The organism is Roseateles sp. GW821-FHT02E12, from assembly GCF_059421665.1.
This window is the reverse complement of record NZ_JBWKVK010000001.1, coordinates 199607-217977: the sequence shown is the minus strand read 5'-3', so window position 1 is coordinate 217977 and position 18371 is coordinate 199607. Positions and strand designations below refer to the sequence as shown.

Below are 18371 nucleotides of genomic sequence, written 5' to 3'. Positions count from 1 at the left end.
GGCGTTGCTAACCTTGCCCAGGCACGAGCCTGGGCGGCGGTCCGCGCCTTGCCCTGCATCCGGCAAAGACCTCGCCGCGGCCCACTGGGGTGTTGCAGCCCCTCCCTGATAATCACCGTCTATGAGATTGCGCTTCACCAAGATGCACGGCGCGGGCAATGACTTCGTCGTCATCGATGCGACGAAGCAGCCCTTCGCGTTGACGCCCGACCAGATGCGCCTGCTCGGCGACCGCCGCTTTGGTGTCGGCTGCGACCAGATCCTCGTCATCGAGCCCAGCCAGGACGCCGGCGCGGACTTCCGTTACCGCATCTTCAACAACACCGGTAATGAGGTGGAGCACTGCGGCAACGGCTCGCGTTGCTTCGTGCGCTTCGTTGTCGATGCCGGGCTGACCGACAAGCGTGACATCCAGGTCGACACGATGAACCGCCGCCTGCGGCTGCAGCTGCAGGACGACGGCCGCGTGACCGTGGACATGGGCGCACCGGTGTTCGAGCATGCGGCCCTGCCCTTCGACGCGACGGGCCTGCAACCACGCCTCGTGAACGGCTTTGAGCTGTGGCCCGTTGAGGGTGTGGAACTCGCCGTGCTGTCCATGGGCAACCCCCACGCGGTGCAGCGCGTCGACGATGTCGAGACGGCGCCGGTGCTGACGCTCGGGCCGCTGATCGAGCGGCACGCGCGTTTCCCCAAGCGCGTCAATGCCGGCTTCATGCAGATTCTGGGCCGCGACCGCATCGCGCTGCGCGTCTACGAGCGCGACGCCGGCGAGACGCTGGCCTGCGGCACCGGCGCCTGTGCGGCCGTCGTCGCGGGCATCCGCGCCGGCTGGCTGGACGAGGCCGTCGAAGTGCAGACCCGCGGCGGCCTGCTGCGTATTGAATGGGCGGGTGGCCAGAACCCGGTGTTGATGACCGGCCCCGCTGTGAAAGTTTTTGACGGAGAGATCACGCTGTGAGTTCCAACCCGGCCGCTGACGCGGTGCAAGGCATCACCGAAACCGACATCGCCAACTACCTGGCGGCCACCCCCGGTTTCTTCGAGCGCCACGCGGCGCTGCTCGCCAGCGTGCAGCTGCAGCACCCGCATGGCGCTCGCGCCGTGTCGCTGCAGGAGCGACAAGCCGAAATGCTTCGCGACAAGATCAAGGGGCTGGAGCTGCGCGTCATCGAGATGATCCGCAACGGCCAGGACAACGTCGCCATCGCCGACCGCCTGCACCGCTGGACGCTGGCCGTCATGCGCGCCGCCGGCACGCCCGCCGAGCTGCCGCACGTGCTGTTGGCCGAGCTGCGTCACCATTTCATGATTCCGCAGGCCGGCCTGCGCCTGTGGGGCGTGGCCGCCGAGCACGAGGCCTCGGAGTTCTCCGCCTCGGTGAGCGCCGACGTGAAGAGCTTCGCCTCCAGCCTGAGCCAGCCCTACTGCGGCGTGAACTCGGGCTTCGAGGCGGCACGCTGGCTGGGCCTCTCCGAGAGCGGCGGCACGGCGACCTCGCTGGCGCTGATCCCGCTGTGCCAGCCCAAGGCCAACGACGGCAAGCCCTTCGGCCTGCTCGTGCTGGGCTCGCCCGACCCGACGCGCTACACCGCCGAGATGGGCACGGACTTCCTGACCCGCGTTGGTGAGATAGCCAGCGCCGGGCTGGCGGGTTTGCTCGCTGCATGATCGAGTTGGTGCAGGACTTTCAGGAGTATTTGCAGCACGCCCGCGTGCAGCAACGCCTGAGTCCGCGCACGCTGCGCATCTACACGGACGGCCTGGAGCGCCTGCAGGCGATGCTGGCTGAAGCCTCTGTGGATGCGCGGTCCTTGAGCATCGCGCAGGCGCGTCGCCTCGCCGCCCTGCTGCACCGGGAGGGCCTGGCGCCCAAGTCCATCGCGTTGATGCTGTCGGTCTGGCGCAGCGCCTACCGCTGGCTGGGCCTGCAGGGCCGTGTCACGCTGAATCCCTTCGACGGCCTGCGCGCGCCGAAAGCGCCCAAGCCGCTGCCCAAGGCGCTGGGCGTGGACGACGCGGTGCAGCTCGCCGCCTATGCGCCCGAGACCGCAGCCGACCCGGTGCTGGAAGCGCGCGACCGCGCCATGGTCGAGCTGCTGTACGGCGCCGGCCTGCGCGCGGCCGAATTGATCGGCCTGGACGTGCAGGCCAGCGGCCAGGCCGAAGGTTGGGTGGATCTGCAGTCTGCCGAGGTGCATGTGCTGGGCAAGGGCGGCAAGCGCCGCAGCACGCCGCTCGGCAAGGCGGCCGCCGAGGCCTTGCAGGCCTGGCTCGCCGTGCGCCCGCAGCGGGCGGCGGCCGGCGAGGCGGCGCTCTTCGTCGGTGCGCGTGGCCACCGCGTTTCGGGCTCCACGCTGCGAGCCATGCTCAGCGCCCGCGCCATCGCGGCCGGCAGCCCGGCCCATGTCCACCCGCACATGCTGCGCCACAGCTTCGCTTCGCACCTGCTGCAGTCCAGCGGCGACCTGCGCGCGGTGCAGGAGCTGCTGGGCCATGCCCACATCACGACGACCCAGGTCTACACCCAGCTGGACCACCAGCACCTGGCGCGCATCTATGACGCGGCCCATCCGCGAGCCAAGAAATGAGATTTCGCCTCGCCGCGCTGACGGCCCTGTTGTCGACGACGGCTTGGGCCACCCCTGACGAGTCGCCCTTCGCGCGTGTCGAGACCGTGCGCCCGGCCGCCGTCGAGGGCAACTGGACCAAGATGAAGATGCCCGACGGCGGCCGCACGGCCTTCGCATCGATCAGCTACATGATGGCGCTGGACGACGACTGGGGCTTCGGCCCCGGCGTCTATGGCGCGGCCAAGGGCAACTACGGCGGCATCTTCACCGTAGGCTTCACGGGCCAGCGGCGCTGGCGGCTCTCCGGCGATACGCATCTGGCCGCCAGCCTCTACGTGGGTGCCGGCGGCGGCCTGTCCAGCCAGCAGCTGCGCTTCGGCGGCGGCCTGATGCTGCGGCCCGAGCTGTCGCTGCGCACCGAGATCGGCGCCTGGTACACCGGCGTCGGCATCTCGCAGATCCGCTTCCCAAGCGGCAACGTGAAGAGCGGCGTGGGCCTGAGCTTTTCCTTCGGCCGCTCGATGGGCTTCCCCAGCTTCTCGCCGGACGATGCCGGCCGCGAGGGGCGTGCGACGCGACGCACGGGCCTGGGCTTCGACGAGATCGCCTTGACGGGCGGCTTCGAGAAGCCCCGGCCCGCCAGCCGTGACCGCAGCGGCAACCCGCTGACGCGCCGCATCGGCAAGGCCGGTGCCGAACTCAGGCAATACATCGTCGACGGCAGCTGGTGGGGCATCGAGGCCGCGGGCGCGGCCCAGGGCGGCGCCGACGGCTACATGGAAGTGCTGGGCAACATCGGCCAGGACTGGTCCATCTTCGGCACGCCGCGGCTGCGCATCGGCGGCCAGCTCGGCGCGGGCCTGGGCGGCGGCGGCAACCTGGACACCGGCAGCGGCCTGCTGCTGCGCGCGGGGCCGACGCTGCGCTGGATCACGCCCTGGGGCCCGAGCCTGCGTCTGGACGCCGGCTTCACCTACGCTTCCAGCGGCGCCTACAGCGCGCCCTACGTTCGTGCCGTGCTGGCGATGCCGCTGGACCGCGTGCCGGTCGCCTTTGGCGAGGACAGCGGCGGCATCGTGCGCGTGCAGCAACTCGGCGCCAGCGTCATGCACCTGCCGCGCGTGCGCTTCAAGGATGGCCGGCGCGAGGCGGTCTCGCACCTGGCCGTCAGCATGTCGCGCGAATTCACGCCGCGCATCTATGGCACTGCGCTGGCCGGCAGCGCAGCGGCGGGCAGCGCGGGGGCCTATTCCTTCGGCCTGTTCGGCCTGGGCGTGCAGAGCGACCCGTTGTGGCGCGGCATGCGTGTGGGCGCCGAGTGGCTGGTTGGCGCGGCCGGCGGTGGTGGCGTGCTGGTTGGCGGCGGCGCCGTGACCCAGGCCGAGCTGTGGGCGCAATGGCCCGTCAGCGAGCGGCTGCGCCTGCGTGCCGGCCTGGGCGAGTTCCGCACCCTGCGCGGCAGCAGCCAGTCCACGCCGCTGACCCACCTGTCCCTCAGCTACGCCTTCGGGACCTTGCAGCGATGAGAAACGACCCCCACGCGTCCACAGTTCGTGTGGCCACTGCCCCCCGAGAGGGCGCTCTTCATCTTGGGGCGGTCCGGCGATGAAGAAGATCACCCTCCGGCAGGGCAAGGAGCGCTCACTCGTCAAGCGCCACCCGTGGGTGTTCGAGAGTTCCGTCGCCCGTGGTGGCGCCGACTCGGGCGAGACGGTGCGCGTGGAGTCGGTCGACGGGCAGTTCCTCGCCTGGGCAGCCTTCAGCCCGCAGTCGCAGATCCGCTTGCGTGCCTGGAGCTTCGACGAGACCGAGCGCATCGACGCGGCCTTCTTCCAGCGGCGCATCGCAAAAGCCATCGCGATGCGCGCGCGGCTCGCGATCGCGTCGGATGCGGTGCGCCTCATCCACGGCGAGGCCGACGGCCTGCCCGGGCTCATCGTCGACCGCTATGTCGACACACTGGTGGCCCAGTTCGGCAGCGTCGGCCCCGAGCGCTGGAAGGGCGTGATCGCCGACGCGCTGCTGGCCGCGACCGGCCTCACGCGGTTGTACGAGCGCTCCGACGCCCAGTCGCGCGAGTGGGAAGGCCTGCCCGCGCAGACCGGCTGGCTGCGTGGTGAAGGCGAGACGGCCATCACCATCCGTGAGCACGACTGGCAGCTCACGCTGGACGTCGCCGAGGGCCACAAGACCGGCTACTACCTCGACCAGCGCGACAGCCGCCGCCGCTTTGCCGACGCGGTGAAGCAGTACGGCGTCAAGAGCGTGCTGAACTGCTTCAGCTACACGGGCGGCTTCTCGGTCGCGGCGTTGGCGGGCGGCGCGAACGAGGTCATCAGTGTGGATTCCTCCGGCCCGGCGCTGGAGCGTGCCAAGGCCCACGTCGCGCTGAACGGCTTCGACGCCAGCCGCCATGAGGCCTGGGATGCCGACGTCAACGCAACGCTGCGACGCTGCCTGGCCGAAGGCCGCCGCTTCGACGCCATCGTGCTCGACCCGCCGAAGTTCGCACCCACGGCCGCCCATGCCGAGCGCGCCGCCCGCGCCTACAAGGACATCAACCGCCTGGCCTTCATGCTGTTGAACGAGGGCGGGCTGCTCTACACCTTCTCCTGCTCGGGCGGCATCGCGCCCGACCTGTTCCACAAGATCGTCGCCGGCGCGGGCCTGGATGCCGGCGTGGACGGCTACATCGTCGAGCGCCTGTCGGCCGCCGCGGATCATCCGCAGACGGTGTGCTTCCCGGAAGGGGACTATCTGAAGGGCCTCGGCATCCTGCGGCGCTGAGCCGCTAGCGCGGGAACCGGCGCTTGCCACTCAGGGGAATCCTGCCCCGCGAAGCTGGGGGCGTCGAGCTCTGGCGCCAGGACAAGTTCATGCCAGCATCGCGCTCTCGCGGCCGAGGGAGGCTGCGTCCTAACGTCATAAAGCCGAGCACCCGATGAAGTCCATCCTCAAATTCAGCGCGCTGACAGCCGCACTCTGCGTGGCCCAGGCCGCGATGGCCGATGCCTCCAATTTCGTCGGAGCCGACATCGGCTCCCTGACGCCGACGACCGGCAACACCAGCGCCCCGTCGAACTGGCGTTTTGCCCCTGGCCAGTTGTTCAACGGCGTCGCAGCCCTTGACGGCGTGGCGTTGCTCGAATTCACCGCCGCCGATGGCGGTACCTATGCCTGCTCGGGTTCGCTGCTGCAAGGCGGCGCCTACGTGCTGACGGCCGGCCATTGCGGCGACGACTTCGTCGGCAACATGACGGTGATGTTCGGCTTCTACAACGGCACGGCGACCGTCACGCGCACGGTGTCGCAAGGCAACGCGACGTTGCACCCGCTGTGGCAAGGCTTCGACAACTCCGCCGACGCTGGCACCGACCTGGCCATCCTGAAGCTCAGCGCGCCGGTCACGACCATCCAGGGCTACAAGCTCAGCTCGACGAACGATATCGGCAAGAACTACCTGATGGCCGGTTATGGCACGTCGGGCACCGCCACGGCCAACGGCTCGCCGAGCTGGAACGACGGCAACTACGGCCACTTCGGCTTCAACACCTTCGACGTCACCAGCAAGGGCTTCAACCAGGCCATGGGTACGGCGGTGTCCGGCTGGGGCTACGACGCCAGCTACTACACCGGCACGACCTATATGTCGGACTTCGACAGCGGCACGGCTGCCAACAACACGCTGGGCCGCATTGCGGGTGTTACGGGCAATGCCTGGACGAGCGGCCTGGGCCAGGGTCTCAATGAGGCCCTGATCGCCGGTGGCGACTCCGGTGGTGGTGACTTCGTGTGGGATGCGGCTTCGGGCCAATGGCTGCTGAGTGGTGTCCATTCGTGGGGCTGGCAAGGCAACGAGACGGACGGCACGGGTGCCTGCGATTTCGTTGGCATTTCCAACTGCGACAACAAGAAGGGCAACTCCAGCAGCTACGGCGACCTGTCCGGTTCCACGGCCGTGTTCGACCAGACGACCTGGATCAACTCCGTGGTCAACCCCGCCGTGCCGGTGCCCGAGCCCGAGACTTACGCCCTGATGCTGGTTGGCCTGGGCCTCGTGGTCGGCGTGGCACGCCGCCGCCGCGCCTGAAACGTTCGCGCGCTGAATGAAAAAGCGGCCCGCGGGCCGCTTTTTATTTGTTCCGCGCAGACCTCAGCTGGGCTTGCGGCGGCGAACCAGGCCGATGGCGGCCAGGCCGCCGAGCAGCAGCGCGTACTGACCGGGCTCGGGCACGGCCGCGGCCAAGTCCCAGCCGATGGCGTCGAAGGCCATCAGGTCGCTCGTGGTGGCGTCGTACGACTGGCCGTTGCCGACGAAGGGGCGCATCAGCGTGACGACGTTGGTGCCGAAATGGCTGGCCTGCTGGCCGTTGCCGTGGTCGACGCCGGTGGAGAAGGGCTGGATGGAGGTCAGCCCGCCATTCACCGAGAAGTATGGCGAGCCGCCCAGCGTCACGTCCAGCTTGCCAGCGGCCGAGTAGCGGAACAGGTCCAGCGGGTAGTACCACCAGTCGCCTTCGAACTCGTTGGCTGCGCCGGACAGGCCGCACTGTGCTGCATGGCTCACGCAGTAGTCGACGTCGTCCACGCCGGACACGAAGCCCAGCGCATGACCGATCTCGTGCTCGGCGACGGTGATGAAGTCGATCTTGTTGGCCGGCACCTGGCCGTTGACCCGCGCGAAGGCAAAGTCACCCGCGTAAGCGTTGGCGAAGGTGATGCTCGCGTCCGGGTTGCCGGCGTTGGTGCCCGGATCTAGGCCCAGGGCCTTGTAGTTCGCGGTGTTGATGCCGAGCACCCGATTGTTCGTCGAGCCGTCGTTGTCCAAGCGAGTGCTCAGGTCGCCTTGCGTGGCATAGAAGCTCAGTGCGGAGCCGGTTTGCAGGTTGGCGACGGCGCTGGTGTCAGTGGCGGTCTTCGCATCGCTGACAAGGCGGCTGCGCAGCGTGCTGTAGTTGATCGTCGTGACGCTGGAACCCGTCGAACCCAGGATGCCCGCGCCGAGGTCGTTGAAGGCGATGTCGACGTAGACGGTGACGTTGTCGGTGAGCTTGCCCGACCAGTAGTTGGCGGCGGTCTGGAAGGCGGACAGCTGCAAAGCACTCATCGGCGTCGAGCTGACGTCGTTGAGCACGATGCTCAAAGCCTGGACGGACGGAGCCGTGCCGGCGAGGCCGAGGGCCAGGGTAAGCGCGGCGGGGCGCAGGGACTTGCGGGAAAACATGAAGGGCTCCGGTCTTGGGGGCAAGGAGCCCGGATTCTGTCGAGGTCAGGCCTGGTTCTTGCCCCCTGGAGTCGAGGGGGGTGGACTTTGAGTTAGGGGGGGGAGCCCGATGCGCGTGTCGAACTTGGCCCGCTTCACGCTGAAGAAAGCCTTGATGTTGCGCACGTTGGCGTCCTGGGTCAGCAGGCGTTGGGTGAGGGCGTGATAGGCCGGCATGTCGGCCACCTGCACAACGAGGACGAAGTCCGGCCCGGGCGAGACGCGCCAGCACTGCTGCACGGCGGTGTCCTGCACGGCACGTGCCTCGAAGGCGTCCAGGTGCTCGGCGCCCTGGCGGTCCAGCGTGATCTCCAACAGGGCGGAGAGCCCGGCGCCGAGCTTGTCGGCTGACAAGATGGCCACGCGGCGCTCGATGACGCCCGCGTCCACCAGGCGCTTCACGCGCCGCAGGCAGGTGGCGGGCGACACGGCGACGCGGGCGGCCAGATCCTGGTTGCTCAGCGAGGCGTCGGTCTGCAAGGCGTCCAGCAGGCGCAGGTCGATAGCGTCAAATTCTTCATTCATGATTGAAATTCGAAAGAAAATTTCAACATGAATGATCGTGGAAATTTTCATTCATCGGCCGGTGAATTTTGCACGCATCTGCCGCGAAGGCTTGCCTAGGATGCGCCCATTCCTCAAACGGAGAGCTCATTCATGTGCGGCATCGTCGGCGCGGTCAGTCAGCGCAACATCGTTCCCATCCTCGTCGAAGGCCTGAAGCGCCTCGAATACCGTGGCTATGACTCCTGCGGCGTCGCCGTGCATCAGGACGGTGCCCTGCGCCGTGCCCGCAGCACCTCCCGCGTGGCCGAGTTGCAGCACCAGGCCGACCAGGATGGCATCTCGGCCGGCACCGGCATCGCCCACACGCGCTGGGCCACGCATGGCGCACCGGCCGTTCACAACGCCCACCCGCATTTCTCGCCGGGCCCGAATGCATCCGCCGACAGCATCGGCCGCATCGCCCTGGTCCACAACGGCATCATCGAGAACCACGATGAACTGCGCGCCGAGCTGAAGGCCCGGGGCTATGTGTTCACCAGCCAGACCGACACCGAGGTCATCGCCCACCTGGTCGACCACCTCTACAGCGGCGACCTGCTCGACGCCGTGCAGCAGGCCTTGCCGCGCCTGAAGGGCGCCTACGCGGTGGCCGTGTTCTGCCGCGACGAACCGCACCGCGTCGTCGCTGCTCGCGAGGGCTCGCCGCTGGTGCTGGGCGTGGGCGAGCAGGAGAACTTCGTCGCCTCCGACGCGATGGCCCTGGCTGGCGTGACCGACCAGATCGTCTACCTGGAAGAGGGCGACGTCGTCGACCTGCAACTGGGCCGCTACTGGCTGAGCCAGCTCGACACCAAGACCGGCCGCTACCAGGCCGTCGAGCGCGAGGTCAAGACCGTGCACGCCCACAGCGGCGCTGCCGAACTGGGCCCCTACCGCCACTACATGCAGAAGGAAATCTTCGAGCAGCCCACGGCCATCGCCAACACGCTCGAAGCCATCACCGCCATCAGCCCCGAGCTGTTCGGTGACGGCGCCTACCGCATCTTCAAGGAGGTGGACAACGTCCTCATCCTGGCCTGCGGCACCAGCTACTACTCGGGTTCCACGGCCAAGTACTGGCTCGAAAGCATCGCCAAGATCCCGACGAGCGTCGAGATCGCCAGCGAGTACCGCTACCGCGACAGCGTGCCCAACCCGCGCACGCTGGTGGTGACGATCAGCCAGAGCGGCGAGACGGCCGACACCATTGCCGCGCTCAAGCATGCCCGCAGCCTGGGCATGAAGCACACGCTGACCATCTGCAACGTGTCCACCAGCGCCATGGTGCGCGAGTGCGAGCTGGCCTACATCACGCGTGCCGGCGTCGAGATCGGCGTGGCCTCCACCAAGGCCTTCACGACCCAACTGGTCGGCCTTTTCCTGCTGACGCTGGCCCTCGCCCAGACCCGCGGCCAGCTCAGCGAAGCCGACGAGGCCGAGCACCTGAAGGCGCTGCGCCATCTGCCCGTGGCCGTGCAAGCCGTGCTGGCGCTGGAGCCCCAGGTCATCGCGTGGAGCGAGGAGTTCGCCCGCAAGGAGAACGCGCTGTTCCTCGGCCGTGGCCTGCACTACCCGATCGCGCTGGAAGGCGCGCTCAAGCTCAAGGAAATCAGCTACATCCATGCCGAGGCCTATCCGGCCGGCGAGCTCAAGCACGGCCCGCTCGCGCTGGTGACGGCCGAGATGCCCGTCGTGACGGTGGCGCCCAACGACGCGCTGCTGGAGAAGCTCAAGAGCAACATGCAGGAAGTCCGCGCACGCGGTGGCCAGCTCTACGTGTTTGCCGACGGCGACACGGCCATCGAGAGCGAAGCCGGCCTGCACGTCATCCGCATGCCGGAACACTACGGCGCGCTGAGCCCCATCCTGCACGTGGTACCGCTGCAGCTGCTGGCGTATCACACGGCCTGCGCGCGGGGCACGGACGTGGACAAACCCCGCAATTTGGCGAAGTCGGTCACCGTCGAATGACGGGGAGCGGCTGCGGCAAATTGATGATTCCGACAAATAAAGTCCGTCGGGCGTTTCCCATATGGTGGGAGTCCGGGCGGCTTGCTTTGTTGAGTAGAGGCAAGTCGAAGCCAAGACCTTCGGCGCTACCAAGTGGTCATCGCCCCGTCGGTCGCTGCCCGCCATGCTGCCTCATGATCTGACAAGCCTGCGCCACGACCTTATTGGTCCGTCATGGTCACAGCTGGGTCTGGAAGCCATCAAGATCAAGACTGGATCTGCGCCTTCGTCTGCGATAGCTTCTTTCCGCTTGTTGGCCTGTCTGCCTAGGCCGTTTGCATGTCCGATGAGGCTGGCGGCCGCTGTGCCGCGCTGCTTGTGAGATCCATAGGGAATGCAGCAGACCAGGACCGGCGGCTGTGCAGGTCCTAGGATCTAGCCGTGAACGAAGAAGAGCGCACGTACCAACGCATCGGCGAATTCGTCGTCTGCTTCCAATGGATAGAGAACAAGCTGCGCGAGATCGGCTGGTTCATCCTGGATCCCGAGCGAGCACAGTGGCCGCCCACCGCCCACCGCGCTACGCAACCTGACGAACGAGAAGCTCGTCGATCGCGTGCACGCCCTCTTCGTGGATGCGCTTCCCAAGTGCAAGCTCCCGGGTGAGCTGGAGACTGACTTCAAGGACTCCTTTGCGTGGGCCGCCACGGCGATGCACAAGCTGCGCCGAAGCCGAAATCGCATCCTTCACTCCGCCTTCGTTGAGCTTAAGGCCGGCGGCGAGGTCCAAGGCATGCTGCGATCGGACCCCAAGCTTGAGGTCGACGAGGACGGCTCAGGTGCTGCGCCGCGAACTGGACGATCCCGCGCATCTCGCCAGCCCGAGAGCGCAGCTGATGCGCGAGGCGTGTTCGACCCCGGAGCGCATGCTGCTGCTGGCATGCACTGGCGCCGCCATAGCGCTGTCGTTGTTCGGCTACAAGGAGCCAGAGGGCGATGGGTATCCGCTGACCGCCGTGCGCTGCATCGTCGGCCTCGGGGTTCTGAACAAGATGTTCGTGAGCAATCGGGAGGACTCGCCGCTTGAGCTATCCCCACCCCAGATAGAGAGAAAGCGGCATGGCGATAGTCACGAGCACCACAAATATACCGAGATCAGAGATCAGGAAGGTCCAAATGCTTCGCATGACCGGATCCTGACCGCCTCCCAATGTTTTGGCAAAGGGCAGCTTTCGCTGCAGTGGCGACCGTCAACCGGGCAGTCGTACTTCGGCTTTGGGCACCAAGCGGCCCGCCACGTCGGGGTGGTGCCTAAGCCGAAGTTCTAAATCAACGTGGGCCTACCTGCCGCAATTCTTAAACGACGAGCTTGGTGTCTTACTCGAGTGCGGCAGCGGTCGCTGCTAATCCCCTGCGCCTACTGCTGACGGCACAGCCCCAGCTGTCGACGCCGGTGTTGCAAGTGGTGCGCCGATGGCGCGATTGGCCACGGTCATGAGGATCGGCAAGCCCAGGCCCGAGGCGTTGTACACCGCCTCGGCCATGAACAGCAGCCCTTGGCTGGCGGTGGCGGTGTAGGTGCGCGCGCCGGTGGCCGAGCTGCCGACGGCCACGCTCATCGCGGCGAACTCGCTCTCGACGTTGATGAACTCGCAAGGCGCCAGAGTGCCGTCCTTCACCAGCTCGCCCAGGCCCTCGACGACGTGGGTCTGCGGCGAGATGGGGTAGGCGCAGATGACCTCGGGCCGGCACAGGGCCACGGCGCGGGCGACTGCCTGCGACCCTTCGATCTGCTCAAGCATCGGCCACCTCCTGCATCTGGCGCTGTACGACCCCGAAGGCTTCGCTGGCAGCGGCCATGTTGGCGGCGGCCACCTTGCCGCTGAACTTGTTCTGGATGGCGTGGCGCACCGCGTCCAGGCTGACGAGGCCCGACAGCGCCGCAAAGCCGCCGAGCAGGACGGCGTTGGGCAGCGGCCGGCCCAGTTGCTTGGGGGCGATCTCGGTCGCCGGCACCGTTATCAGCCGCTCGTGCCTGTAGCGCGTGGCGATGTCGGCCAGCCCCAGCTCGTCGAAGCTGCGCCGGCTGTTGATTAGGACGAAGCCGTCGGGCACCAGCCCTTGGAACACGTCGACCTGGTGCAGCAGCGTCGGGTCCTGCACGATCAGCACGTCGGGCGCCAGGATGGGTTCGCGAAGGCGGATCTCGAAGTCGTCGATGCGGCAGGAGGCCACCACCGGCGCACCGGTGCGCTCGGAGCCGAAGCTTGGGAAGGCCTGAGCGTGCCGGCCCTGCTCGAACGCGGAGATCGACAGCATTTCGGCTGCCGTCACCACGCCCTGGCCGCCGCGGCGGTGAATCCGGACCGCAGCATCGCGAGCCGCCTCCTGCAGGATTGAGTGCTGGCGATTGTTCGAGCCCGGCCATGTCGGGACTTGCGCAGCGTCAAACTTCGGCTGCATTCAGGCCCGCGCCGGGCGCCAGGGAATTCAGCGCTTGAAGACTTCGTTGATCTCGACCGTGAGGCCCTGGGCATCATTGGCCACCGTCGCGGTCTGGCCGACCAAATCCCCTGGCGCCGGCATGGCCTGGCCGGTCTTGCTGATGCGGGCGCCGATCACCACCTGCGGGTGCAGGCTCAGCCGCGTGCTCGGCGCCATCGCGCTGCCGTCGTCGAGGGTGAAGGCCAAGGGCAGGTCCTTCACCTGCAGGCGCAGGATGGCCAGCGGCATGCGCGGGCCCGTGGCGGCGCGGGCGAAGACGAACACGGTGTCGTCCGGCTCAGCGAGCTTTGCGAGACTGGGCGAGAGGCTCAGGCGCCCCTGCACGCGGGCGGCGGGGACGGCGGGGGCGGCGGCGCTGGTGGAAGGCACGGCGGCCGCCGCGACCTCACCGGCCGGCGTCCCCGCCCGCTCGCGGGCTTCACGGATGCTGACTTCGAGCTCTGGCATGAAGGCGCTGTCGGCCGGCGACAGCTGGGCGAGCCGTTCCCAGGCGCGCACGGCGCCGGCAAAGTCCTTGCGCTCGAAGGCCGCCGTGCCTGCCAGCGCCAGAGCCTTGGGCTGGTTGGGGTCCAGCGCCAGCGCCCGCTCGATCACCTTGGTGGGTTCGCCCTGCAGGCTGCGATCGTTGCGCACGGCCAGGGTGTCAGCGTAGTCGGCCAGCAGACGCGCATCGGCGGGCTGCAGCGCCATGGCGCGTTCGAAGGCCGGCACGGCCTCGGCATGGCGGCCAAGACGCGCGTAGGAGCGCGCCAGCATGGCCCAGCCTTCGGGGTTGTCGGGCTTGTCCACCAGCTTCTGTGCCAGCTTCGCGACGGCGGCGCTGAAGTCCTGCTCGTCGCTGCTGTGCGGCTCCGTGGCGGCCTGCGCCGCGGCCGGCGACGGCGCTACGGCGCTGATCGCCCCCGGCGAGCCGGTCCACGCATAGCCGGCCCCGGCCAGCGCCACCACGGCCACGGTCAGCAGCGCGACCAGGCTGGCGGCAGGCCGCTCGGATGCGGGCGTGGCTGCTGCCGCCGGTTCTGCCAACACCGCCTGCACCAGCTGCTGCTCCAGCGGCGCCTTGGCCGCGGCATAGGCGCGCGCATTGAGCTTGCCGCTCTGGTGCTTGCTCTGTAGCAGGGCGAGCTGGCTGCGCAGCCCCTGGATGCTGTTGTTCATCGTGGCTGGCCCTGGGCGGCGGGGTGAGGGGGATCGGTTAGGTCACCATCGGCATCGAACAGCTCTGGCGCCATGTGGCTGCGCCGGCGCAGCACCAGCACCAGCGCACCCACGCCGCCCACAAGCAGCAACGGCGGGCCGAACCACAGCAGCGCAGTTACGCCCTTGACGGGCGGCCGGTAGAGCACGAAGTCGCCGTAGCGGGCGGTCATGTAGTCGACGATCTCGCGCTCGTTCTTGCCCTGGCGCAGCATCTCGCGCACCTGGTCGCGCAGGTCGATGGCCAGCGCCGCGTTGGAGTCCGCAATCGTCTGGTTCTGGCAGACCAGGCAGCGCAGCTCGGCGGCCAGGGCCAGGGTGCGGCGTTCCAGCTCAGGTTCCGCGCTGGTCAGTGGTGCCTCGCGGGCCGGGGCGGTCGTACATGCCAAAGCCATGGCCAGCACGCACAGCAGGCTGGTGACGCTACGCATTCAATGCCTTCAGCAGCGGCTCAATGCGCTCGCGCAGCAAGTCGGCGGTGACCGGCCCGATGTGCTTGAAGCGCACCACGCCCTGCTTGTCGATGATGAAGGTCTCCGGCACGCCATAGACGCCGAAATCGATGCCGACCCGGCCCGCCGTGTCGGACAGCGAGGCCGTGTAGGGGTTGCCCCAGCGGCCCAGCCAGCGCAATGCCTCGGGCCGCGTGTCCTTGTAGTTCAGGCCGTAGATCGGCACCAGGCCGCGCCGCGCGAACTCGACCAGCACGGGATGCTCCTGCCGGCAGGCCAAGCACCACGAGGCCCAGACGTTGAGCATCCAGACCTTGCCGTTCAGGTCGTTCAGCCCGATGTTCTGCGCCGGCTCGTCCAGGCGCGGCAGCGCGAAGGCGGGCGCCGGTTTGCCGATCAGCGGGGACGGGACTTCGTGCGGGTCCAGGCTGAGCCCGACGCCGAGGAAGCCCAGCAGCACGACGAAGATGAGCAGCGGGGAGAGCAAGGTCCAGCGCTTCATGCAGCGGCTCCGTGCACGGCTGCCGGCACCGCCTGCTCCCGGCGCGCCCGCAGGTAGCGCCGGTCGCTGGCAGCCAGCGCGCCGCCCAGGGCCATCAACAGGCAGCCGCCCCAGATCCAGCTGACGAATGGCTTGAAGTAGATGCGCACGACCCATGCCTGGCCGTCCATCGCCTGGCCGAGCGCGACGTACAGATCGCGCGTCAGGCCGGTGTCGATGGCGGCTTCGGTCATCGGGTTCTGCTGCACGCGGTACAGGCGTTTTTCCGGGCGCAGCACGGCCACTTCGCGGCCGTCGCGGCTGATCTCGATCAGGCCCTGCGCCGCCTGGTAGTTCGGCCCGGTCACCTCACGGGCGCCGCGGAAGGTGAACGTGTAGCCGCCCACCCCGGTGGCGTCGGCGATGTCCATCTTCACGTCGCGCTCGACCTCGTAGGTCTTGACCATCGTCACGCCGAAGATGAACGCCGCCACGCCCAGGTGCGCCATCGACATGCCCACCAGAGCGCGCGGCCATTGGCGCAGCCGGCGCAACACCGAGCCTGCCGCGGCACCAGGGCGCAGGCGCTCCCAGGCCTCGGTCAGCACGGCCGCGACGATCCAGTAGGCCATTGCCAGGCCGGCGCTGGACTGCCAGCCGATGCGACCCTGCAGCCAGCCCGTCAGCAGCGCCGCGACCACCGCCGAGCCGGCGGCCCAGCGCAGCCGGTGCGCCAGGTCGGGCACCTCGGCCTGCTTCCAGCGGGCCAGCGGACCGACACCCATCAACACGACCAGCGGCGCCATCAGCGGCGCGAACACGGTTTCAAAGTAGGGCGGGCCGACGGAGATCTTGCCGAGGCCGAGCGCGTCCAACAGCAGCGGGTAGAGCGTGCCTAGCAGCACGGCTGCGCAGGCCACCAGCAGCAGCACGCTGTTGGCCAGCAGCAAGCTCTCGCGCGAGACCGGCGCAAAGCGCGAGCCCAGGCCCACGCGGGCAGCGCACCAGGCGAACAGGCCCAGCGACGCGCCGATCACGACCGCCAGGAAGGCCAGGATGAACAGGCCCCGGCGCGGATCGGTGGCAAAGGCATGCACCGACGACAGCACGCCCGAGCGCACGAGGAAGGTGCCCAACAGCGACAACGAAAACGCCAGGATGGCCAGCAGCAGCGTCCAGTTCTTGAACGCGCCGCGCTTCTCGGTGACGGCTAGTGAATGGATCAGCGCCGTGCCCACCAGCCAGGGCATGAAGGACGCGTTCTCGACCGGGTCCCAGAACCACCACCCCCCCCAGCCCAGCTCGTAGTAGGCCCAGGCGCCGCCCAGTGCAATGCCCAGCGTCAGGAAGCACCAGGCCGCCGTCGTCCACGGCCGCGTCCAGCGCGCCCAGGCCGCGTCGAGCTGGCCGCTGATCAGCGCCGACATCGCGAACGCGAAGGCCACCGAGAAGCCCACGTAGCCCATGTAGAGCATGGGCGGGTGAAAGATCATGCCCGGGTCCTGCAGCAGGGGATTGAGGTCGCGGCCGTCGGCCGCTGCGGGCAGCAGGCGGTCGAAGGGGTTAGACGTCACCAGCGTGAACAGCAGGAAGCCGACCGCGAGCAGGCCCATCACCGCCAGGATGCGCGCGAGCACCGGCATCGGCAGCCCGCGGCTGAACACTGCCACCGCCAGGCTCCAGCCGCACAGCATCAGCAGCCATAGCAGCATCGAGCCCTCATGCCCGCCCCAGACCGCGGCCATGCGGAACTGCAGCGGCAGGGCGCTGTTGGAGTTGGAGGCGACGAACAGCACCGAAAAATCATTTTGCACGAATAGCGCCATCAGGCAGGCGAAGGCGCTGGCGACCAGCATGAAGAGCACGGCTGCCGCGGGCCGCGCGAGGGCCATCCAGTCCCGTCGGCCCCAGGCAGCACCGGCCATCGGCAGCGTGCCCTGCACGAGCGCCGTGCCCAGCGCCAGCCAGAGCATGAAATGCCCGAGCTCTGCGATCATGGCTTGGTGCCTCCGGCCACGGTGCTGGCGAGCTTGGCGTCGCCAGCCTGGGCGCGCTTGAGGGCCTCGGCGGCTTCGGGCGGCATGTAGTTTTCGTCGTGCTTGGCCAGCACCTCGCTGGCCACGAACACGCCGCCCTGCAGCTGGCCCTGCGCCACCACGCCTTTGCCCTCCTTGAACAGGTCGGGCAGGATGCCTTCGAAGCGCACCGGCACGGTCTTGGCCGTGTCGGTGATGACGAAGTGCACCTGGGTGCCGTCAACCTTCACCGAGCCGGACTCGACCATGCCGCCGACGCGGAAGGTGCGCGCGCTCGGCGCCTCGTGGCCGGCGACCTGGCTGGGCGAATAGAAGAACACGAGGTTGCTCTGGAAGGCGTTCAGCACCAGGGCCACGATGACGGCCACTGCCGTGAGCACGCCGCCAATGATGGCCAGGCGCTGTTGACGGGGCTTCATGCCAGGTCCTCCGCGGCGTCGCTCCGGCGCGCCGCATCCTGCATTGCGGCACGGTGGCGCAGCCGCGCCTGCAGCGGCTCCAGCACCATCACCAGCAAAGCCACGGCATAGGAGCCCCAGACGTACAGACCGTAGCCGCCCATGGCGAAGAAGTCTTCAGGGTTGTTCCATGGCATGAGCGGCCCCTCCGGGTTGGTCGTTGCGGGCGGCGAGTTCGCGTACCCAACCGGTGTGGGACTCGCGTTCCAGCACGATCGCCCGCACGCGCGTGAAGACCACCGCGAAGGCATAGGCCCAGCAGGCCAGCGTCATCAGCAGCATCGCGGTGAGCATGGTGCTGGCCATCTTGGGCGCGGCCGTCATGCTGATGCTGGCGCCCTGGTGAAGCGTGTTCCACCACTTCACCGAAAAATAGATGATCGGCACATTGACGCTGCCTACCAGCGCGAGCAGCGCGCCGGCCTGGTCCGCCCGGCGGTTGTCGTCGATGGCACTGATCAGCGCCAAGAAACCGAGGTAGAGGAACAGCAGGATCAGCTCGGTGGTCATGCGGGCGTCCCAGACCCACCAGGCGCCCCAGGTCGGCTTGCCCCAGAAGGCGCCGGTCCACAGTGCAAGGAAGGTAAACATCGCGCCTGTCGGCGCGATTGCCCGCGCCAGCATCGAGGCCATGCGGGCATTGAAGGCCCAGCCGATGCCGGCCCAGAAGGCCATCACGAGGTAAAGCAGCATTGACATCCATGCTGCGGGCACGTGGATGAAGACAATGCGGTAGGCCTCGCCCTGGGTGGCGTCGGTCGGTGCGATGAAGAAGCCCATGTACAGGCCCGCTGTGGCCAGCAGCACGGCGGCAGCCCAGCAGGCGGGCAGCAGCCAGCCAGTCAGCGCGTAGAAGCGCGCGGGGGCGGCAAAGGTGAACAGACGCAGTCCGGGGGCGCTCATGCGCAGG

Annotated in this window: 19 protein-coding genes and 1 pseudogene; 8 read left to right on the top strand and 12 right to left on the bottom strand. The window is 68.2% G+C overall.

Annotation, left to right across the window (positions count from 1 at the left end):
• Window positions 1–121: 121 nt before the first annotated feature.
• The 6 genes from dapF (at window position 122) to AC07V5_RS00955 (ending at window position 6663) form a co-directional block, all read left to right on the top strand.
• The gene (dapF, locus tag AC07V5_RS00980; protein ID WP_495113604.1) at window positions 122–961 is read left to right on the top strand and encodes a diaminopimelate epimerase; all 840 of its coding nucleotides are present in this window, start codon (window positions 122–124) and stop codon (window positions 959–961) included.
• On the top strand, window positions 958–1671 hold the full coding sequence (locus AC07V5_RS00975) for a DUF484 family protein (protein ID WP_495113603.1): 714 nt from the start codon (window positions 958–960) through the stop codon (window positions 1669–1671). The genes dapF and AC07V5_RS00975 overlap by 4 nt, the downstream gene beginning before the upstream one ends.
• Window positions 1668–2591 carry a tyrosine-type recombinase/integrase gene (locus AC07V5_RS00970; RefSeq protein WP_495113602.1) on the top strand — a complete coding sequence of 308 codons (924 nt, stop codon included), beginning with the start codon at window positions 1668–1670 and terminating at the stop codon, window positions 2589–2591. Before AC07V5_RS00975 ends, AC07V5_RS00970 begins: the two co-directional genes overlap by 4 nt.
• Window positions 2588–4099 (top strand): hypothetical protein, encoded by a 1512-nt coding sequence (locus AC07V5_RS00965; protein WP_495113601.1) that lies wholly within the window; start codon window positions 2588–2590, stop codon window positions 4097–4099. Before AC07V5_RS00970 ends, AC07V5_RS00965 begins: the two co-directional genes overlap by 4 nt.
• A gap of 79 nt (window positions 4100–4178) precedes the next feature.
• A complete protein-coding gene (locus AC07V5_RS00960) occupies window positions 4179–5360 on the top strand; it encodes a class I SAM-dependent rRNA methyltransferase (RefSeq protein ID WP_495113600.1) in 1182 nt (393 codons plus the stop codon).
• A gap of 154 nt (window positions 5361–5514) precedes the next feature.
• Window positions 5515–6663 (top strand): trypsin-like serine protease, encoded by a 1149-nt coding sequence (locus AC07V5_RS00955; RefSeq protein WP_495113599.1) that lies wholly within the window; start codon window positions 5515–5517, stop codon window positions 6661–6663.
• 63 nt (window positions 6664–6726) lie between these two features.
• On the opposite strand, the gene AC07V5_RS00950 is transcribed toward AC07V5_RS00955, so the two are convergent.
• On the bottom strand, window positions 6727–7797 hold the full coding sequence (locus AC07V5_RS00950) for an NF038122 family metalloprotease (RefSeq protein ID WP_495113598.1): 1071 nt from the start codon (window positions 7795–7797) through the stop codon (window positions 6727–6729).
• Between the two features lie 45 nt (window positions 7798–7842).
• Window positions 7843–8361 carry an Lrp/AsnC family transcriptional regulator gene (locus AC07V5_RS00945; RefSeq protein ID WP_495113597.1) on the bottom strand — a complete coding sequence of 173 codons (519 nt, stop codon included), beginning with the start codon at window positions 8359–8361 and terminating at the stop codon, window positions 7843–7845.
• Window positions 8362–8493: 132 nt separating this feature from the next.
• On the opposite strand from AC07V5_RS00945, the gene glmS reads away from it, so the two are divergent.
• Window positions 8494–10353, top strand: coding sequence for a glutamine--fructose-6-phosphate transaminase (isomerizing) (glmS, locus tag AC07V5_RS00940; protein ID WP_495113596.1), 1860 nt, complete (start codon window positions 8494–8496; stop codon window positions 10351–10353).
• A gap of 559 nt (window positions 10354–10912) precedes the next feature.
• On the opposite strand, the gene AC07V5_RS00935 is transcribed toward glmS, so the two are convergent.
• Complete coding sequence (locus AC07V5_RS00935; RefSeq protein WP_495113595.1) at window positions 10913–11122, bottom strand: hypothetical protein; 210 nt, start codon at window positions 11120–11122, stop codon at window positions 10913–10915.
• Window positions 11123–11171: 49 nt separating this feature from the next.
• Here AC07V5_RS00935 and AC07V5_RS00930 point away from each other — a divergent pair, with 49 nt between their 5' ends.
• Window positions 11172–11660 carry a hypothetical protein gene (locus tag AC07V5_RS00930; protein WP_495113594.1) on the top strand — a complete coding sequence of 163 codons (489 nt, stop codon included), beginning with the start codon at window positions 11172–11174 and terminating at the stop codon, window positions 11658–11660.
• Window positions 11661–11792: 132 nt separating this feature from the next.
• Here AC07V5_RS00930 and porA read toward each other — a convergent pair.
• From porA to ccmC, 9 genes and pseudogenes are all read right to left on the bottom strand, one after another.
• Window positions 11793–12134 (bottom strand): annotated as a pseudogene (porA, locus tag AC07V5_RS00925) (pyruvate ferredoxin oxidoreductase); the annotation flags it as partial.
• Window positions 12127–12726, bottom strand: a complete 600-nt coding sequence (locus AC07V5_RS00920; RefSeq protein WP_495115646.1) for a 2-oxoacid:acceptor oxidoreductase family protein — start codon at window positions 12724–12726, stop codon at window positions 12127–12129. The pseudogene porA and the gene AC07V5_RS00920, both read right to left, overlap by 8 nt.
• A gap of 96 nt (window positions 12727–12822) precedes the next feature.
• Window positions 12823–13995 (bottom strand): c-type cytochrome biogenesis protein CcmI, encoded by a 1173-nt coding sequence (ccmI, locus tag AC07V5_RS00915; protein WP_495113593.1) that lies wholly within the window; start codon window positions 13993–13995, stop codon window positions 12823–12825.
• A complete protein-coding gene (locus tag AC07V5_RS00910) occupies window positions 13992–14465 on the bottom strand; it encodes a cytochrome c-type biogenesis protein (RefSeq protein ID WP_495113592.1) in 474 nt (157 codons plus the stop codon). Before AC07V5_RS00910 ends, ccmI begins: the two co-directional genes overlap by 4 nt.
• Entirely contained in the window at window positions 14458–14988 is a 531-nt protein-coding gene (locus AC07V5_RS00905) for a DsbE family thiol:disulfide interchange protein (protein ID WP_495113591.1), read from the bottom strand. The genes AC07V5_RS00910 and AC07V5_RS00905 overlap by 8 nt, the downstream gene beginning before the upstream one ends.
• Window positions 14985–16964 carry a heme lyase CcmF/NrfE family subunit gene (locus AC07V5_RS00900; protein ID WP_495113590.1) on the bottom strand — a complete coding sequence of 660 codons (1980 nt, stop codon included), beginning with the start codon at window positions 16962–16964 and terminating at the stop codon, window positions 14985–14987. The genes AC07V5_RS00905 and AC07V5_RS00900 overlap by 4 nt, the downstream gene beginning before the upstream one ends.
• Window positions 16961–17422, bottom strand: a complete 462-nt coding sequence (ccmE, locus tag AC07V5_RS00895; RefSeq protein ID WP_495113589.1) for a cytochrome c maturation protein CcmE — start codon at window positions 17420–17422, stop codon at window positions 16961–16963. The genes AC07V5_RS00900 and ccmE overlap by 4 nt, the downstream gene beginning before the upstream one ends.
• Window positions 17419–17598: a heme exporter protein CcmD gene (gene ccmD / locus AC07V5_RS00890; RefSeq protein ID WP_495113588.1), complete on the bottom strand. Its 180-nt coding sequence runs from the start codon at window positions 17596–17598 to the stop codon at window positions 17419–17421. Before ccmD ends, ccmE begins: the two co-directional genes overlap by 4 nt.
• Window positions 17579–18364, bottom strand: a complete 786-nt coding sequence (gene ccmC, locus AC07V5_RS00885; RefSeq protein WP_495113587.1) for a heme ABC transporter permease CcmC — start codon at window positions 18362–18364, stop codon at window positions 17579–17581. The genes ccmD and ccmC overlap by 20 nt, the downstream gene beginning before the upstream one ends.
• Between the last annotated feature and the right edge of the window lie 7 nt (window positions 18365–18371).

Bases quoted from the DNA above. Each gene is read 5' to 3' on its own strand.
- dapF (WP_495113604.1), top strand. From the start codon at position 122: ATGAGATTGCGCTTCACCAAGATGCACGGCGCGGGCAATGACTTCGTC.
- AC07V5_RS00970 (WP_495113602.1), top strand. From the start codon at position 1,668: ATGATCGAGTTGGTGCAGGACTTTCAGGAGTATTTGCAGCACGCCCGC.
- AC07V5_RS00965 (WP_495113601.1), top strand. From the start codon at position 2,588: ATGAGATTTCGCCTCGCCGCGCTGACGGCCCTGTTGTCGACGACGGCT.
- AC07V5_RS00960 (WP_495113600.1), top strand. From the start codon at position 4,179: ATGAAGAAGATCACCCTCCGGCAGGGCAAGGAGCGCTCACTCGTCAAG.
- AC07V5_RS00955 (WP_495113599.1), top strand. From the start codon at position 5,515: ATGAAGTCCATCCTCAAATTCAGCGCGCTGACAGCCGCACTCTGCGTG.
- AC07V5_RS00950 (WP_495113598.1), bottom strand. From the start codon at position 7,797: ATGTTTTCCCGCAAGTCCCTGCGCCCCGCCGCGCTTACCCTGGCCCTC.
- AC07V5_RS00945 (WP_495113597.1), bottom strand. From the start codon at position 8,361: ATGAATGAAGAATTTGACGCTATCGACCTGCGCCTGCTGGACGCCTTG.
- glmS (WP_495113596.1), top strand. From the start codon at position 8,494: ATGTGCGGCATCGTCGGCGCGGTCAGTCAGCGCAACATCGTTCCCATC.
- ccmI (WP_495113593.1), bottom strand. From the start codon at position 13,995: ATGAACAACAGCATCCAGGGGCTGCGCAGCCAGCTCGCCCTGCTACAG.
- AC07V5_RS00910 (WP_495113592.1), bottom strand. From the start codon at position 14,465: ATGCGTAGCGTCACCAGCCTGCTGTGCGTGCTGGCCATGGCTTTGGCA.
- AC07V5_RS00905 (WP_495113591.1), bottom strand. From the start codon at position 14,988: ATGAAGCGCTGGACCTTGCTCTCCCCGCTGCTCATCTTCGTCGTGCTG.
- AC07V5_RS00900 (WP_495113590.1), bottom strand. From the start codon at position 16,964: ATGATCGCAGAGCTCGGGCATTTCATGCTCTGGCTGGCGCTGGGCACG.
- ccmE (WP_495113589.1), bottom strand. From the start codon at position 17,422: ATGAAGCCCCGTCAACAGCGCCTGGCCATCATTGGCGGCGTGCTCACG.
- ccmD (WP_495113588.1), bottom strand. From the start codon at position 17,598: ATGCCATGGAACAACCCTGAAGACTTCTTCGCCATGGGCGGCTACGGT.
- ccmC (WP_495113587.1), bottom strand. From the start codon at position 18,364: ATGAGCGCCCCCGGACTGCGTCTGTTCACCTTTGCCGCCCCCGCGCGC.